The organism is Massilia sp. Masssp94 (assembly GCF_059491305.1).
Genome location: NZ_CP168501.1, coordinates 4,857,121 through 4,872,874, shown reverse-complemented (window position 1 = coordinate 4,872,874; position 15,754 = coordinate 4,857,121). Strand labels below are relative to the sequence as shown.

The 15,754-nt window shown below is 63.4% G+C and carries 12 protein-coding genes, 4 tRNA genes and 1 pseudogene; 5 read left to right on the top strand and 12 right to left on the bottom strand.

Going from position 1 to position 15,754, the window contains the following annotated elements:
* Positions 1-125 precede the first annotated feature (125 nt).
* From ACEN9G_RS21515 to ACEN9G_RS21485, 7 genes are all read right to left on the bottom strand, one after another.
* Positions 126-467, bottom strand: a complete 342-nt coding sequence (locus ACEN9G_RS21515) for an HNH endonuclease (RefSeq protein ID WP_413343217.1) — start codon at positions 465-467, stop codon at positions 126-128.
* 40 nt (positions 468-507) lie between these two features.
* Positions 508-1,602 carry a tartrate dehydrogenase gene (locus ACEN9G_RS21510; RefSeq protein ID WP_413343219.1) on the bottom strand — a complete coding sequence of 365 codons (1,095 nt, stop codon included), beginning with the start codon at positions 1,600-1,602 and terminating at the stop codon, positions 508-510.
* A 26-nt stretch (positions 1,603-1,628) separates the two neighbouring features.
* Positions 1,629-3,014 (bottom strand): MFS transporter, encoded by a 1,386-nt coding sequence (locus tag ACEN9G_RS21505; RefSeq protein ID WP_483126940.1) that lies wholly within the window; start codon positions 3,012-3,014, stop codon positions 1,629-1,631.
* Positions 3,015-3,078: 64 nt separating this feature from the next.
* Entirely contained in the window at positions 3,079-4,296 is a 1,218-nt protein-coding gene (locus ACEN9G_RS21500) for a YeeE/YedE family protein (protein WP_483126939.1), read from the bottom strand.
* A gap of 114 nt (positions 4,297-4,410) precedes the next feature.
* Positions 4,411-4,486: transfer RNA gene (locus tag ACEN9G_RS21495), tRNA-Asn, on the bottom strand.
* A gap of 22 nt (positions 4,487-4,508) precedes the next feature.
* Entirely contained in the window at positions 4,509-5,612 is a 1,104-nt protein-coding gene (locus tag ACEN9G_RS21490) for an acyl-CoA dehydrogenase family protein (RefSeq protein ID WP_483126938.1), read from the bottom strand.
* Positions 5,613-5,673: 61 nt separating this feature from the next.
* A tRNA-Asn gene (locus tag ACEN9G_RS21485) sits at positions 5,674-5,749 on the bottom strand.
* Between the two features lie 159 nt (positions 5,750-5,908).
* Between ACEN9G_RS21485 and purT the strand changes: the two genes are divergently transcribed.
* Complete coding sequence (gene purT, locus ACEN9G_RS21480; RefSeq protein ID WP_495605450.1) at positions 5,909-7,066, top strand: formate-dependent phosphoribosylglycinamide formyltransferase; 1,158 nt, start codon at positions 5,909-5,911, stop codon at positions 7,064-7,066.
* A gap of 42 nt (positions 7,067-7,108) precedes the next feature.
* Here the strand turns inward: purT and ACEN9G_RS21475 are convergent.
* The 3 genes from ACEN9G_RS21475 to ACEN9G_RS21465 all read right to left on the bottom strand — a co-directional run bounded on the left by ACEN9G_RS21475 (position 7,109) and on the right by ACEN9G_RS21465 (position 8,703).
* A tRNA-Asn gene (locus tag ACEN9G_RS21475) sits at positions 7,109-7,184 on the bottom strand.
* A gap of 67 nt (positions 7,185-7,251) precedes the next feature.
* A tRNA-Asn gene (locus ACEN9G_RS21470) sits at positions 7,252-7,327 on the bottom strand.
* A 164-nt stretch (positions 7,328-7,491) separates the two neighbouring features.
* On the bottom strand, positions 7,492-8,703 hold the full coding sequence (locus ACEN9G_RS21465; protein WP_413337710.1) for an amino acid aminotransferase: 1,212 nt from the start codon (positions 8,701-8,703) through the stop codon (positions 7,492-7,494).
* 108 nt (positions 8,704-8,811) lie between these two features.
* On the opposite strand from ACEN9G_RS21465, the gene uvrB reads away from it, so the two are divergent.
* Positions 8,812-10,908 carry an excinuclease ABC subunit UvrB gene (uvrB, locus tag ACEN9G_RS21460; protein WP_413337711.1) on the top strand — a complete coding sequence of 699 codons (2,097 nt, stop codon included), beginning with the start codon at positions 8,812-8,814 and terminating at the stop codon, positions 10,906-10,908.
* Between the two features lie 78 nt (positions 10,909-10,986).
* On the opposite strand, the gene ACEN9G_RS21455 is transcribed toward uvrB, so the two are convergent.
* Positions 10,987-11,412: a hemerythrin domain-containing protein gene (locus ACEN9G_RS21455; RefSeq protein WP_483126937.1), complete on the bottom strand. Its 426-nt coding sequence runs from the start codon at positions 11,410-11,412 to the stop codon at positions 10,987-10,989.
* A gap of 132 nt (positions 11,413-11,544) precedes the next feature.
* Between ACEN9G_RS21455 and ACEN9G_RS21450 the strand changes: the two are divergent.
* Positions 11,545-11,837, top strand: a pseudogene (locus ACEN9G_RS21450) (helicase-related protein); the annotation flags it as partial.
* Between the two features lie 15 nt (positions 11,838-11,852).
* Here the strand turns inward: ACEN9G_RS21450 and ACEN9G_RS21445 are convergent.
* Positions 11,853-12,428, bottom strand: a complete 576-nt coding sequence (locus ACEN9G_RS21445; protein ID WP_483126936.1) for a methyltransferase domain-containing protein — start codon at positions 12,426-12,428, stop codon at positions 11,853-11,855.
* A gap of 482 nt (positions 12,429-12,910) precedes the next feature.
* On the opposite strand from ACEN9G_RS21445, the gene ACEN9G_RS21440 reads away from it, so the two are divergent.
* Both ACEN9G_RS21440 and ACEN9G_RS21435 read left to right on the top strand, forming a co-directional pair.
* Entirely contained in the window at positions 12,911-13,978 is a 1,068-nt protein-coding gene (locus ACEN9G_RS21440) for a choice-of-anchor Q domain-containing protein (RefSeq protein ID WP_413337714.1), read from the top strand.
* A 339-nt stretch (positions 13,979-14,317) separates the two neighbouring features.
* The gene (locus tag ACEN9G_RS21435) at positions 14,318-15,715 is read left to right on the top strand and encodes a tyrosinase family protein (RefSeq protein WP_483126935.1); all 1,398 of its coding nucleotides are present in this window, start codon (positions 14,318-14,320) and stop codon (positions 15,713-15,715) included.
* Positions 15,716-15,754: the final 39 nt, after the last annotated feature.

The following is a 15,754-nucleotide window of genomic DNA, read 5'->3' as shown; positions in this document are numbered from 1 at the left end:
GCATTAAAAAAGGAACCAGAATTGCAAAAAAGTAATGTCCGATTTTAACACCAAGCACGACAGGGGAGAGTTCCGATTCAATCGTGCGACATAATCGATGTCATCCTGATAACGGAAGACTTTGCTCAGCGGCTCTTCTTGGTATTCGACGTGAACGTCCGCGCATAAAACTCCGGCGGCTTCTTCATCACCCACTCGATGAACGCCCGGATATCGCCGTCCTCCTTGAGCACATCCCAAGTGTGATAGGTACGCAGCAATTCGCGCTCGGAAAACGTCGCATGGATCTTGCGATGACAAATCTTGTGGATGGGGAACTGCTCCCTGCCCTTCAGCGACTTCGGGATCAGGTGATGCCGGTCGATGTTGACCGTACCGAGCGGCCGGCCGCACAGCGGACACGGGCTGTCCGCCGCAGCGGGGTGGGCAGGAAAATCGAAGTCGGGAATGCGGGAACGGCGCGCCATGTTTCGTATATCGGGGCGGCCGTGCCCGTTTAAAGCATGATCAGCCGCGCACGCGCGCCGCGATGGCGTCGCCCACCTCGACCGTCGTCGCCGTGCCGCCCAGGTCGCCCGTGCGCGGTCCTGCGCGCAGCACGTCCTCGATCGCGGCCACGATCGCATCGTGCGCCTCGCCGCAGCGCGGATCCGGATCGGGGCCGGCGGCGAGGAACGACAGCATCATCGCGCCCGACCAGATCATCGCGATGGGGTTGGCGATGCCCTTGCCGGCGATGTCCGGCGCGGAGCCGTGCACGGGTTCGAACAGCGACGGGAACGTGCGGTCCGGGTTCAGGTTGCCGGACGGCGCCAGGCCGATCGTGCCCGTGCACGCGGGGCCGAGGTCGGACAGGATGTCCCCGAACAGATTCGACGCCACGACGACGTCGAACCGGTCGGGCTGCAACACGAAGCGGGCCGTCAGGATGTCGATGTGCTGCTTGTCGACGGTGACGTCCGGGTACTCGGCGTGGATGGCGTCCGCGCGGCCGTCCCACCACGGCATGCTGATGGCGATGCCGTTCGACTTGGTCGCCACCGTCACATGCTTGCGCTGGCGCGCGTTCGCGAGCTCGAACGCATACTGCAGCACGCGGTCGGTGCCGTAACGCGTGAACACGGATTCCTGGATCACCATCTCGCGCTCGGTGTCCGGGAACATCACGCCGCCCAGGTTCGTGTACTCGCCTTCCGTGTTTTCGCGCACGACGAAAAAGTCGATGTCGCCCGGCTTGCGGCCGGCCAGCGGGCACGGCACGCCTTCGAACAGGCGTACCGGGCGCAGGTTGATGTACTGGTCGAATTCGCGGCGGAACTTGAGCAGCGAGCCCCACAGCGAGATATGGTCGGGCACCAGCGCGGGCCAGCCGACGGCGCCGAAATAGATGGCGTCCATGCCGGACAATTGCGCTTTCCAGTCCGGCGGCATCATCTCGCCGTGCTGGATGTACCAGTCGCAGCTGGCCCACGGAAAATGCGTGAACTCGAGCTGCAGGCCGAAGCGCTCGGCCGCGGCCGCCAATACCTTCAGGCCTTCCGGCAGGACTTCCTTGCCGATGCCGTCGCCCGCGATGGCGGCGATCTTGAAACGTCGTGTCATCTGTTTTCTTTCTTGAATGGTGAAGCTCACACGGCCGGTGCCGCGACGACCAGGCGCGAGAAACTGGCCACGCTGGCCGCGAACGAGAACGCGGCGGCGATGCCGAGCGCGAACCATGGTCCGCGTACGTGAGAGATGGTAAGGCAGAACGCGACGAGCGCGGCGCCCGTCGCCTGGCCCGTCAGGCGCGCGGTGGCGACCATGCCGCTGGCGCTGCCGGCGCGCGAGCCCGGCGCGCTGCTCATGATCGCCTTCACGTTCGGCGCCTGGAAAAAGCCGAAGCCGATGCCGCAGAGGGCCATGCGCCAGCCGATGTCGAAGGCGGACGGCGCTGCCGGCAGGCTCATCATCGTGACCAGGCCGGCCGCGAGGATCAACAGGCCGATGCCGCCCAGCAGCCCCGGCGAATACCGGTCGCTCAATCGTCCGGCGACGGGCGCCATCACGCCGACCATCACGGGCCACGGCGTCATCAGGAAGCCCGTCTCGACGGGCGAACGGCCGAGCGTCGTCTCGAAAAAGAACGGCAGCGCGACGAATGCGAGCGCCTGCGCGGCGAACGTGCAGATGGCGGTGATGGTCGACAGCGCGAACAAGGGACGGCGGAACAGGTCCACCGGCAACAGCGGCGCCGGGTGGCCACGCTCGCGGCGCAGCAGCAGGACGAAGAACACCAGGGCGATCAATGCCTCCGGCAGCAACGTCTTCATGTCCACACGGTGCGCGGCATCGCCCAGCGCCAGCACGGCCATCGAAAACGCGACGACGTTGTAGACGCCGGCGAGCCGGTCCACGCGGTGGGTCGCGCGGCGCGTTTCCGGCAGCACCTTGCGCGCCATGAAGAACGCGACGATGCCGGGCACGACGTTAATACCAAATAGCCATTGCCACGACGATGCGGCAAGGATGATCGACGCGAGGCTCGGCCCGAGCGCGAAGCCGACCGCGACGACGAGGGCATTGGTGCCGAAGCCGCGTCCCAGCAGTTTTGCCGGATACGTGGCGCGCAGCAGCGCCGTGTTGACGCCCATGATGGCGCTGGCCCCGAGGCCCTGGAACAGGCGCGCGGCGATCAGCACGGGCAGCGACCACGCGAGCGCGCACGCGAGCGAGGCCACCGTGAACAGGGCCATGCCGGCCACGTAGACGCGGCGGTAGCCGATGGTTTCGCCCAGCGCCGCGATCGGCAGCAAGGTGGCGACCATGGCCAGCTGGTAGGCATTCACGATCCACACGGAGTCGGCCGGCGTGGCGTGCAATTGCTGCGCCATCGCGGGCAGCGCGGTGTTGGCGATGGCGGTATCGAGGGATGACATGCCCACGCCGAGCGCGAGGGCAAGGATGGCCCAGGTGCGCGGGCCCGCTGGTAATCCGTCCTGTTCGAGAGGTGTTGTATTGACTGCTGCTTGCATGCTCGATCCTGACGGCAAAGGATCGATTGTAGGCCTGTCCGGCGAAGCGTGCAGCGGACCGGCCTCAGCAGCCGCTCGGTTTCACCCGCTCGACCTCGAGCCCGAACAGCGGACGCAGCCGCGTACCGAACACGTTGCCGACGAAGGCGGCCACGAGCCACAGCCAGCCGTGCAGGCTGCCCGACACGATGCCGCTGAAGTAGGCGCCGATGTTGCAGCCGTACGCGAGGCGCGCGCCATAGCCGAGCATCAGTCCGCCGACGACGGCCGCGAGGAGCGAGCGCAGCGGCACGCGCCATACGGGTGCATAGCGGCCCGCCAGCGCCGCCGCCAGCATCGCGCCCAGCACGATGCCGATGTCCATCACGGACGTCACGTCGTGCGACACGGGCGCGGCCAGCGCCGCGGCGTTCGCCTTCGTCGACCAGTACGTCCAGCTCGCCGTGTCGACGCCGATCGCCTGCGCGGCCTTGGCGCCCCACAGCGCGAACGCGGACGTCACGCCCCACGGCCGGCCGGACAGCGCGAGCGTCGCGAAATTCAGCACGACGAGCGCGACGGCGCCGGCCACCAGCGGCCACGGCCCGTGCAGCCACGGCGACGCGTGCGCGGGCCGCACGGTCGGGTCGACGAGGCGGCCGTGCCGGCGCTTCTCGACGACGACGGTGACGTACGCGATCAGCGCGAACACGGCCCAGTTGAGCAGCAGCGCGGGCGCCAGGCCCAGCGTCTTCACGAGCGAGACCGGTTTCAGTTGCGGCAGCGACGTCCAGAACGGCATGTGCGCCGTCGCGATGACGGAACCGGCGATGAACGCAAGCAGGGTCACGATCATGCGCGTGCTGCCGCCGCCGACCGTGTAGAGCGTGCCGGACGCGCAACCGCCGCCCAGCTGCATGCCGATGCCGAACATGAACGCGCCGACGATCACGGACGTGCCCGCGGGCGACACGAGCCCATTGACGGGATTGCCAAACAGGGTGCCGGCGGACAGTGCCGGAAAGAACAGCGCGACGCCGACGGCGAGCATGATCATCTGCGCGCGCAGGCCGGCGCCGCGGCCGTCCGCGATGAAGACGCGCCACGCGGACGTGAAGCCGAAAGCGGCGTGGTACAGCGCGAGGCCGAGCAGCGCGCCGACGACGAACAAGGCGGCGTGCTTCGCACCGACGGTCTGCGCGAGATACCACGCGCCGAGGACGATGAGCAACAACGCGACGCCGAGCGGTTTCGGGTTGACGTCGGCGCCGCGGGGGAATGTTGGCGAAGCTGCAGTAGACATTGGGAAACGATCTCGGGATAACGTAAGTCGTTATTTTCGCTCGTTTTTTTGTTTCCTGCTGGGGCGGGCAAAAACGAAAATGGGCATCGATTTCTCGACGCCCATTTTGAATTCTGGCTCCCCGACCTGGACTCGAACCAGGGACCTGCGGATTAACAGTCCGTCGCTCTACCGACTGAGCTATCAGGGAAAGGAGGCCGCATTATAGCGGCTCAGCTCTGCGGCAGCAATAGCGCGTGTTGCGATGCCGTATGGAAGTCGCGCCAGACGCGGTTGATGGCGCTGTCCGCGCTGGCCGCCACGAGGCCGCAGTACGGGTACAGCGTGTCGACGGCGTGGCGCGACGCGGCGACCCACTCCTGTGCCAGTGCCTGCATTTGCGCGGCCTGTTCGTCCGCGACGTCGGCGCCGGCGACGACGTCGGACCACGTCGCGTCGAGCAAGGCGTAGAAGCGCGCACGCACGTCATCCAGCCTGCCGCGGGCATCATCCAGCACGGCGCGCACGGCGGGCACGTCGATCAACAGCTCGTTCCGGGCGCCGAACCGGTTGCGCCGGCGCGCGATGCAGGCATGGGCCAGGTCGACGAAGTGGGACGCCATCCCGGCCACGTTCGCGGCCAGCGTGACGAAGGCGAACGGGAGAAATGGAAAACGGTACAGTGGCCCCTGCTCGCGCGCAGCGGCCGGGTCGATCACGAAGCCGTGGTCGGCATGGACCCACGCGCCGCGGATGCGGTAGGCGTGCGACGCCGTCGCGCGCAGGCCGATGCTGCGCCAGCGGGGCACGATCTCGACGATCTCCTTCGGCACCACGAACGCCTGGATGCGCGGCTGGCCATCCGCAGCGAGCAGCGGCCGGCCGTCCGCGCGCAGGAAGGCGTTGAACGTGAAATGCGTGGCCATCGGCGCGCCGCTCGCGTAGTCCCATTCTCCCTCGACGCGCCAGCCGTCACCCTCGCGGTCCGCGTGGCCCGTCGGGGCGCCGCTGCCCGCCAGGCAGGCGCGGGGCGTGGCCAGGATCGCGCGGGCCAGGTGCGGCGGCAGGAACCCCGCGAACCAGCCGGCGCCGGCGCACAGCGTGACGGTCCAGCCGACGCTGCCGTCGACGCGCGCGATCGCTTCTTCCAGCCGCACGACGTCCGGCAGCGGCCGCTCTTCCCCGCCGACCGCGCGCGGCGCCAGCATGCGCAGCCAGCCGCGGTGGTGGATCAGGGCCTGGTGGACGGGGTGCAGCCAGCCGTCCGTGTCGGCGGTGGCGGCGTAGCGGTCGATACGGGCGGCGTCGCGCGCGGCGAGCGGGGATTGATTCGTCATCGTGCGGCGGAAATGAAAAAGGCCGCGCTTCAATAAAATGAGTGCGCGGCCTTTCGAATTCTGGCTCCCCGACCTGGACTCGAACCAGGGACCTGCGGATTAACAGTCCGTCGCTCTACCGACTGAGCTATCAGGGAATTGAGGCAATATTATAGCAGGAATCCAGGAATTGCCAAATCACGCCCGCGGCGTGCGCCCGGCGATACTGTTTGCTATAGTCGCCCTCTTCCCGACCTGCCCCCCACTGACCAATGACCACCCTCGGCACTCCCCTCTCCCCTTCCGCAACCAAAGTCATGCTGCTCGGCTCCGGCGAGCTCGGCAAGGAAGTCATCATCGCGCTGCAACGTCTCGGCATCGAAGTGATCGCCGTCGACCGCTACCCGAACGCGCCCGGCCACCAGGTCGCGCACCGCGCGCACGTCATCGACATGACGGACGGCGCCGCCCTCGCCGCGCTGATCGAGCGGGAGCAGCCCGACCTCGTCGTGCCGGAGATCGAGGCGATCGCGACCGCGAAGCTGGCCGAGCTGGAAGCGGCCGGGACGATCATCTGCATCCCGACCGCGCGCGCCGCGCAGCTGACGATGAACCGCGAAGGCATCCGCCGCCTCGCCGCCGAGGAACTGGGCCTGGCCACGTCGCCGTACCGCTTCGCGTCCAGCCTCGACGAGCTCGAGGCCGCCTGCGCCGAGATCGGCTTTCCGAACGTCGTGAAACCCGTGATGTCGTCGTCGGGCAAGGGCCAGTCGAAGCTGGACAGCGCCGCCGACGTCGAGGGCGCCTGGAACTACGCCGCGTCCGGCGGGCGTGTGGATGCGGGCCGCGTGATCGTCGAAGGCTTCATCGACTTCGATTACGAGATCACCTTGCTGACCGTGCGCGCGATCGGTGCGGATGGCAACGTCGAAACGCGCTTCTGCGAGCCGATCGGCCACAAGCAGGTGCATGGCGACTACGTCGAATCGTGGCAGCCGCAGCCGATGGCTCCGCTCGCGCTGCAGCGCGCGCAGGAGGTCGCCGGGAAGGTCACGGCGAACCTGGGCGGCCAGGGCGTGTTCGGCGTCGAGCTGTTCGTCAAGGGCGACATGGTGTGGTTCTCGGAAGTGAGCCCGCGCCCGCACGACACCGGCATGGTGACGATGGCGACGCAGGTTCAGAGCGAATTCGAGCTGCACGCCAAGGCGATCCTCGGCCTGCCCGTGAACACGGCGCTGCGCGCGCCGGGTGCGTCCGCCGTGATCTACGGCCAGCTGGAGGAAGCGGGCATCGCGTTCGAAGGCGTGGCCGACGCGCTGCGCGTGCCGGGCAGCGACATCCGCCTGTTCGGCAAGCCGGCGTCCTTCGCGCGCCGCCGCATGGGCGTGGCGCTGGCGACGGCGGAGGATGTCGAGACGGCGCGTGCACGGGCGCTGGAGGCGGCGTCGAAAGTGAAGCCGGTATCGGGCCGATAACGGAAAAGGGGCATCGATCGCTCGATGCCCCTTCCGAAATTCTGGCTCCCCGACCTGGACTCGAACCAGGGACCTGCGGATTAACAGTCCGTCGCTCTACCGACTGAGCTATCAGGGAATAGGTGTTCGTATTATAGCCGCTCACCAACGGCTTGCAAAGTTGGCAGGCCAACCGTGCGAAAATCTGGCTCCCCGACCTGGACTCGAACCAGGGACCTGCGGATTAACAGTCCGTCGCTCTACCGACTGAGCTATCAGGGAGTAGTGGGGGCTTGAATAGCCTGCTGCGCGTTGCATTTCCGGTCTGCGATGCTCGCCGTACCGTAAGTACGGCTGCGCTTCTCGACCGGAACTGCTGCCGCTCGCGACGGCTCTTCAATGCCCCTGATCCGCTAACAATAATTGCTTAACGGAAGGCCGCGATTTTAGAGAACTTTTGCGATGGCGTCAACGACGCGATCGATGTTCTTCGAGTTCAGCGCGGCCACGCAGATGCGGCCGGTGTCCACGGCATAGATCGATTCGGCGCGCAGCTTCTCGACCTGCTCCTTCGTCAGGCCCGAGTACGAGAACATGCCGACCTGCTTGCGCACGAACTGGAAGTCCGAGCCCGGTGCCTTTTCGGCCAGCTTCTTGACCAGCTCGTCGCGCATCTGCTTGATGCGGACGCGCATGCCGGCCAGCTCGTCTTCCCAAAGCTGGCGCAGTTCCGGCGTGGACAGGACGGTCGCGACGACCTTGCCGCCGTGCGTCGGCGGGTTCGAGTAGTTGGTGCGGACGATGCGCTTCAGCTGCGACAGCAGGCGGGCAGCCTCTTCCGCGGTCGATGCGACGACGGACAGCGCGCCCACGCGCTCGCCGTACAGCGAGAACGACTTCGAGAACGAGTTCGACACGAGCAGCGGGCCGGGGGTAGCGGTGAAGCGGCGGACGACAGCGCCGTCTTCCGCGATGCCGTCGCCGAAGCCCTGGTAGGCCATGTCGAGGAACGGGATCAGGTTGTTGGCACGCACGACCTCGATCACCTGGCCCCACTGGTCGGCGTTCAGCTCGGCGCCGGTCGGGTTGTGGCAGCAGGCGTGCAGGACGACGATGGCGCCTTCCGGCATCGCTTTCAGCGCAGCCAGCATGCCTTCGAAGTTGACGCCGTGCGTGGCTGCGTCGTAGTAGGCGTAGTTGTTGACGGTGAAGCCGGCGCTTTCGAACAGGGCGCGGTGGTTTTCCCAGCTCGGGTCGCTGATGTAGACTTGCGAATCCGGCGAGAAGCGCTTCAGGAAGTCGGCGCCGATCTTCAGTGCGCCGGTGCCGCCCAGGGCTTGCACCGTGACTGCACGTTTCTCTTGAATTACGGCGCTGTCGGCACCAAATACGAGTTCTTGCACAGCCTTGTCGTACGCACCCAGGCCTTCGATCGGCAGGTAGGTACGCGGCGTCGGTTGTTCCATCAACTTCGCTTCCGCTTTCTGCACGCATTCCAGCAGCGGCACTTTCCCGTTGTCATCGTAGTAGACGCCCACGCCCAGATTGATCTTGGCGGGGTTGGTGTCTGCATTGAAGGCCTCGGTGATGCCGAGGATCGGATCGCGGGGAGCCATGGCGATGGCGCTGAAGATGCTGGCAGTAGCTGGGGAATTCATCGTGATAAACTTGGTTTGTCGGCTGGGTTTCGCAGCGGTTGTATAGACAGCGACCTCGAGAGTTGCTCGGTCGCAGGCGGATTCTCATTCTAGCAAAGGTCTGATCCAATGGCAGATTTATCGGTTGCAAATTCACCAGCACCTACCGTCATCACGTTCCCGGATTCCCCGTTCAAGCTGCACCAGCCCTTCCCGCCCGCGGGCGACCAGCCCACGGCGATCGATGGCCTGGTGGAAGGCATCGAGGACGGCCTGATGTACCAGACGCTGCTCGGCGTGACCGGTTCCGGCAAGACTTATACGATGGCCAACGTGATCGCTAGAGCCGGCCGTCCGGCGATCGTGTTCGCCCCGAACAAGACCCTCGCGGCCCAGCTGTACGCGGAGTTCCGCGAGTTCTTCCCGCAGAATGCCGTCGAGTATTTTGTCTCGTATTACGACTATTACCAGCCGGAAGCGTACGTGCCGCAGCGCGACCTGTTCATCGAAAAGGACTCGTCGATCAACGAGCACATCGAACAGATGCGTTTGTCGTGCACGAAGTCGCTGATGGAGCGGCGCGACGTCGTCATCGTGGCGACCGTCTCGGCCATCTACGGTATCGGTAATCCGAACGAGTATCACAAGATGATTCTCACGTTGCGCACGGGCGACAAGGTCGCGCAGCGCGACGTCATCGCGCGCCTGATCCAGATGCAGTACACGCGCAACGAAATGGACTTCGCGCGCGGCACGTTCCGCGTGCGCGGCGACACCATCGACATCTTCCCGGCCGAACACGCCGAGCTCGCGATCCGCGTCGAGATGTTCGACGACGAAATCGAATCGCTGCAACTGTTCGATCCGCTGACGGGTAAAGTGCGCCAGAAGATCCCGCGCTTCACGGTGTACCCGGGCTCGCACTACGTCACCGGCCGCGCCACCGTGCTGAAGGCCGTCGATTCCATCAAGGCCGAGCTGCGCGACCGCCTCGAGGAATTCCGCCAGCAGGGCAAGCTGCTGGAAGAACAACGCCTCGAACAGCGCACGCGCTTCGACCTCGAGATGCTGGCCGAAGTCGGTTTTACCAAAGGCATCGAGAACTACTCGCGCCACCTGTCCGGCTCGATGCCGGGCGAACCGCCGCCGACGCTGATCGACTATCTGCCGAAAGACGCGCTCATGTTCATGGACGAGTCGCACGTGATGATCGGCCAGCTGAACGCCATGTACAACGGCGACCGGTCGCGCAAGGTGAACCTCGTCGACTACGGATTCCGCCTGCCCTCCGCGCTCGACAACCGGCCTTTGAAATTCTCGGAATTCGAGAACAAGATGCGCCAGTGTATCTTCGTCTCCGCGACGCCGGCCGACTACGAAAAGCAAAAAGCCGACAACGTCGTCGAGCAGGTCGTGCGCCCGACGGGCCTCGTCGACCCGCAGGTCATCGTGAAACCCGCGCGTTCGCAGGTGGACGACCTGATGGGCGAGATCACGGACCGCATCAAGAAGGACGAGCGCGTGCTCGTCACCACGCTGACCAAGCGCATGGCCGAGCAGCTGACGGAATACCTGTCCGACCACGGCATCAAGGTGCGCTACCTGCACAGCGACATCGACACGGTGGAGCGGGTGGAAATCCTGCGCGACCTGCGCCTGGGCACGTTCGACGTCGTCGTCGGCATCAACCTGCTGCGCGAGGGTCTCGACTTGCCGGAGGTGTCGCTCGTGGCCGTGCTGGACGCCGACAAGGAAGGTTTCCTGCGTTCGGAACGCTCGCTGATCCAGACCATCGGCCGCGCGGCGCGTAACCTGAACGGCGTGGCGATCCTGTACGCGGACCAGATCACGGATTCGATGAAGCGCGCGATCGACGAGACGGAACGCCGCCGTGCCAAGCAGATCGCGTTCAACGAAGCGAACGGCATCACCCCGAAGGGCGTGCAGAAGAAGATCAAGGAAATGATCGACGGCGTCTACAGCGCGGCCGCGCAGAAGGCGATGCTGAACGACAACGGCTTGTCGGAAGAAGCGGCCAAGGTCGAGGGCATGAGCGAGAAGCAGATTTCGAAAGAGATCAAGCGCCTCGAAAAACTCATGGTCGACCACGCGAAGAACCTCGAGTTCGAAAAGGCGGCGCAGGTACGCGACCAGTTGCACGTGCTCAAGCAGCAGGCATTCGGGGCGCCGGGGGCGGACAACGTCGTGTCTATCCTCGGCAAGTAAGGGCTTGCGCCCGGTATCCAGCGAAACGGCTCTGCGGAGCCGTTTTTTCATGCCTGGGACCGCCGCAATCACTGTGGCTCAGATGGCCCCTGCGGCCGCGTCGATCGCCGGATAGAACTCGGTGTCCTCGCGCCGCATGCGATCGAACAGGACGCGCAGAACGCGGTTCGCGTCGGCGCGGAAACCTTCGGGATCGGCCTTCAACCGTGCCGGCAGGTTCCAGCGCGACGCGAACGCGAAATACTCGCCGGCGATGCCGTTCATCTCGCGCTGGTAGGACTCGCCCAGCCGTGCGAGCTTGCGGTCGGCGCTCTCGGCGACGGCGGGATACAGCACCGTGTCCTCGATAGCGAGATGCAGTTTGATCACGCCGCTGATCTTGACGATGCCCGTGGCAATGTCGTCGGCGTTGCCCGCGATGCCGGCCTGCACGGCCTCGCGCAAACGCGCGATGCCATCGAGGATAGCTACATGCTGGTGCTTGAACTTGTCGATATTCATCATGGAACTCCTGAAACCAGAACCGGATTAATGCCGCTAGGAAATATCTATACAGGTGAAGTGTAGCCCGATCGTTTTAAATATGCAAATTAAATGCATATTTATAGCAAAGCGGGGCCACTCAACCGTTTGCTGCTCAAGGTGCGCTACCTGCACAGCGACATCGACACGGTGGAGCGGGTGGAAATCCTGCGCGACCTGCGCCTCGGCACGTTCGACGTCGTCATCGGGATCAACCTGCTGCGCGAGGGTCTCGACTTGCCGGAGGTGTCGCTCGTGGCCGTGCTGCATCGAAAGAGACCAGGCGCCTCGAAAAACTCATGGTCGGCCACGCGAAGAACCTCGGGTACGAAAAGGCGGCGCAGGTACGCGACCAGTTGCACGTTCTCAAGCAGCAGGCGTTCGGCGCGCCGGGGGCCGACAACGTCGAGGCCGCTTTTGCTTTACAGGTATTGGTGCAGCGAGCTCTGGGAATCCTGGTTCCTGAAGAGCGTGACAAAACCGGCTTTTGCGAGGCACAACCGGTGCTTGTCGTTGGCGTAGGCGATGATCGACTGGCTCCGCCTGAACTTGTCCATATTGTTTTTCAGGAATTCGAGCAGAATCGCCTCGCCAAATGGGTTGAACAGGTAGACCAGATTATTTCCGGCCGGAAGTGAGAAACTGGCTGCGTCAGCGTTGACGAAGCAGATATTGTCGGCACCAAATTTCTTGACGTTACGGTCCGCTGCCTGCACCAGCGGCTCCGAAAACTCGACGCCGACGAGCCGTCGAAACCGGTAGTTGGCGGCAGCATAAAAGCACGCCTTTCCCTTGCCCGAGCCGAGATCGATGAACTGGTCGAATACGATGCCGGTCTTCATTGCCTCATTGAGCAATGCCCGAATCGCCACGCAGGTAACGGCCTGGTAGGCCCGTGAGTGCGCGCGCGCCGACGAATAACTGGTTTCGAGTTCGTGCCCATCGATAAAACCGCTGCAGTCGAGGCCATGCCATTTTTCGAACAGCTGGTCCTCCATCCAGTTTACTCCACCCGCTGCCTTGTTCGAAAGCGAACGCAGCTTATGGGCGAGCGGCCGTCTCAGCCAAGTGGCGATTCTGCCTTGCAATTGAATGCGAGTCGATTCAGTGTGGTGAGCCATGTACATTCCGAAAAATGATCCGAAGCTGGGAACCTCACCTATTTTCCCGACCTTCGCCAGCACGGCCTTTATCGATTGTCAATCAGCGCCATGCTCGCCGGTTCAAAAGGACGCCGCTGTTGTCGAACACGGCGTCAGGGCCATCCAAGTTTTTGATCAGACCACACATATATCGCACGAGAAACTTCTGTAGAAAAACTATTACTCAGGGAAATTTATTTCGCGAAACGTTGAACTTTGGCAGTTTCCCCTCGTCAAAGTTACTCCTTCGTTTATTGATGAGTGGCTTTCCCTTGAAAACTTTTTCGTTCGCAAACAACGCTTTGACCGCCCCCCTGCTGACTGGTTTTGCAGTCGCAATGATGACTTGTACCGTCGCCTCGGCCGCCGACCTCTATGTGTCGACCGCAGGCAGGGACACGAACACCGGCACGTCGAGCAGCGCCCCGCTGCGCACCATCCAGCGCGCCGCCAACCTGGCACGACCCGGCTATACGGTCCACGTGGCGCCCGGCACCTACACGGAGACCATCACCTCGACCGTGAACGGCACTTCGTCCGCGCGCATCCGCTTCGTTTCGGACACGAAGTACGGCGCGATCCTGCGTCCGGCCGGCAGCGCCTATACGATGTGGACCGCCCGGGGCGGCTATACGGATATCGACGGCTTCCAGTTCAATGGCGCCGGCAGCACCACCGCGCGTGTCGGCATCTATCTGAATGGCGGCAATTCGTCGGTCAAGAACAGCTGGATCCACGACGTTGCGATGGCCTCCGGCTGCGACAACCGCGGGGGCGGCGGCATCGTCGCCGACCAGGGCCGCGGTAAGGCCTACAGCAACTATGACATCATCGGCAACAGGGTGAACAATGTCGGCGGTGGCTGCGGCTGGATCCAGGGCATCTACCACTCGTCGTCGGGCAAGATCATCAACAACGTGGTCAACGGGACGAGCCAGGGCATCAACATGGGCCATGACGACCACAACATCCTGGTCATGAATAACACCCTGTTCGCCAACCTCGGCTATGGCGTGTATTTCGGCGGCTGCAAGGAAGCGTACAACAACGGCTGCCCGACCCGCGGCATCCAGATCCACAACAACATCATCTATGCGAACGGCGGCGGCATCCAGGGTCCGATCGCGTCCGAAGACGTCGGCAACAGCGTCGCCAACAACCTGGTGTATGCGAACCGCACGAACTTCGACCTGGCCAGCCCGAGCAGCGCCACCAGGACCGGCATCATCGGCACCGATCCGCAGTTCGTCAGCTACCTCTCCAACGGTGGCGGCAACTATCGCCTGAAGACCACCTCGCCGGCCATCAACAGGGGCCAGACCTCTTACGCGCCCCATACCGACTTCGACGGCAAGGCCCGTGGCTATTACATCGACATGGGCGCCTACGAGACGAACGCCAAATAAACCTGTCGGGACCGCTCTATTGTCACACCCTACGAAGCCCAGGCTCGTAGGGTGTTTTCATATGGCTTTCGTGAATTGCGAAAAAACGTCAGTGTAATCGGAATTCGAAGTGCACAGGCACGCAATTCATCAAGTCATATCACGCTTCTGGAACACATGAAGCCAATCAAAAAATCCGCAAATAGTGAGAATAACGTAAAGATTGCATTTCAGTAGAAATGATATGCAATTGGCGGAAATATATTGCCAATAATTTTGCAAAGGGCGAGGCAATTCGAGATATGTAGGTATTTCAAGGAGCTCATGATGAGGCATGATCTGATGGGCAGAAGAAATTTTATGCAGCGATCCGTGATGTTGCTCGGCGCATCGGCAATGCTCCCAAAAGCATTTGGCCAGACGACATTAATGATTCGCCCGGAATGGCAGGCGTTCAAGACGACGCCGCATTATGATGCATTCCTGCGAGCGGTGAAGCTTATGAAAAGCAACACGACGGCCACCGATCCCAAGAGCTGGTCTTTCTGGACGAACATTCACCTGAACCGCTGCCCGCATTCCATTCCGTACTTCTTCGCATGGCACCGTGGCTACATCTATTATTTCGAGCGCCAGATACGCGCAGTTTCGGGCGACTCTCAACTTGTTCTCCCGTATTGGGATTACTATACGAACCCAACATTGCCAGCCGAATTCACGAATCCGAACGGGGGCAATCCACTCTACGTTTCCCGTGTCAACAATAATGTACGGCAAGCCCTGAGCATGGCGCCGTTTTCTTCAAGCCTCATTAACTTTCCGACGAATAGCGCCAACGCATTCGAGCCCAGTTTCGAATCGGCACCTCACAACCTGGTCCACAACATCATTGGCGGCGTGATGTCCGATATGCTGTCGCCGACGGACCCGATTTTCTGGCTGCACCATGCCAATGTCGACCGCCTCTGGGTGGCCTGGGTGAGTGCCGGCAACGGACGGAAGATGCCGGCCCTCGGCAGCGCTTACTGGTCCGGGTCGCATATCTACACGAGTTCGTTGACGATGCCGCGGTCGTCCACCTACGGCACCCGGACGACTTTGGGATACCGCTACCAGAACGAGAGCTTCCCGACCAGGCTACCGTCGGCCCGATCCGCGCTCTCGTCCCCCGATCTCGTGCAGGCGACGCCGAACGAAACGGTGGGAACGCAGCCGCCGCTCGGTTCATTCAGGATATCGCCGTCACGGCAGACGAGCGATCAGACGTTCGCGATCGGCGGCGCGCTCGATGTCAGCCTTGATGACAGGTCGATCAGTGTGCAGTTGCCGGTAGACTCGGAACACATGCGGGCCTTGGCGCAAATCGGGACCGGGGCCGCCACCTCCCTGCGCGCCAGCCCGCAACGCTATCGTTCCGTCCAGGTTGTTCTCGATAACGTCGTGATCACCGACGCTGGAAAACTGGGCGGCTACTACTATCGGGTCATCCTGAACCTCTCGCCGGACGCTTCCAGCAAATCGCAGTCCATTGCCATCGGTACCCTCGGCGCCTTCGAAATCAGCGGCGCCGCGCACCACGGGAATCCTGTCCGGTTGCGTTACCGGATCAGACGCGCCGTATTTGCCGGAGCGGCGTCCAGGATCGGCCTGCTCTCCGTCTCGTTTGTACGGGTCGACGGTGAACAGGGTCCGACAGGCCAAGTCATCGGCCTCGGCGAAGTTCGGCTGGAAACCTCAACCGACGACAACGACGCCTAGTCGGGGCGCCGATTGCAAGCATCGTGGCAAGCGCCGTCC

What these genes read in the sequence shown, in the direction of transcription:
- ACEN9G_RS21515 (WP_413343217.1), bottom strand. Translation starts at nt 467, where the DNA reads ATGGCGCGCCGTTCCCGCATTCCCGACTTCGATTTTCCTGCCCACCCC.
- ACEN9G_RS21510 (WP_413343219.1), bottom strand. Translation starts at nt 1,602, where the DNA reads ATGACACGACGTTTCAAGATCGCCGCCATCGCGGGCGACGGCATCGGC.
- ACEN9G_RS21505 (WP_483126940.1), bottom strand. Translation starts at nt 3,014, where the DNA reads ATGCAAGCAGCAGTCAATACAACACCTCTCGAACAGGACGGATTACCA.
- ACEN9G_RS21500 (WP_483126939.1), bottom strand. Translation starts at nt 4,296, where the DNA reads ATGTCTACTGCAGCTTCGCCAACATTCCCCCGCGGCGCCGACGTCAAC.
- ACEN9G_RS21490 (WP_483126938.1), bottom strand. Translation starts at nt 5,612, where the DNA reads ATGACGAATCAATCCCCGCTCGCCGCGCGCGACGCCGCCCGTATCGAC.
- purT (WP_495605450.1), top strand. Translation starts at nt 5,909, where the DNA reads ATGCTGCTCGGCTCCGGCGAGCTCGGCAAGGAAGTCATCATCGCGCTG.
- ACEN9G_RS21465 (WP_413337710.1), bottom strand. Translation starts at nt 8,703, where the DNA reads ATGAATTCCCCAGCTACTGCCAGCATCTTCAGCGCCATCGCCATGGCT.
- uvrB (WP_413337711.1), top strand. Translation starts at nt 8,812, where the DNA reads ATGGCAGATTTATCGGTTGCAAATTCACCAGCACCTACCGTCATCACG.
- ACEN9G_RS21455 (WP_483126937.1), bottom strand. Translation starts at nt 11,412, where the DNA reads ATGATGAATATCGACAAGTTCAAGCACCAGCATGTAGCTATCCTCGAT.
- ACEN9G_RS21445 (WP_483126936.1), bottom strand. Translation starts at nt 12,428, where the DNA reads ATGGAGGACCAGCTGTTCGAAAAATGGCATGGCCTCGACTGCAGCGGT.
- ACEN9G_RS21440 (WP_413337714.1), top strand. Translation starts at nt 12,911, where the DNA reads ATGATGACTTGTACCGTCGCCTCGGCCGCCGACCTCTATGTGTCGACC.
- ACEN9G_RS21435 (WP_483126935.1), top strand. Translation starts at nt 14,318, where the DNA reads ATGCAGCGATCCGTGATGTTGCTCGGCGCATCGGCAATGCTCCCAAAA.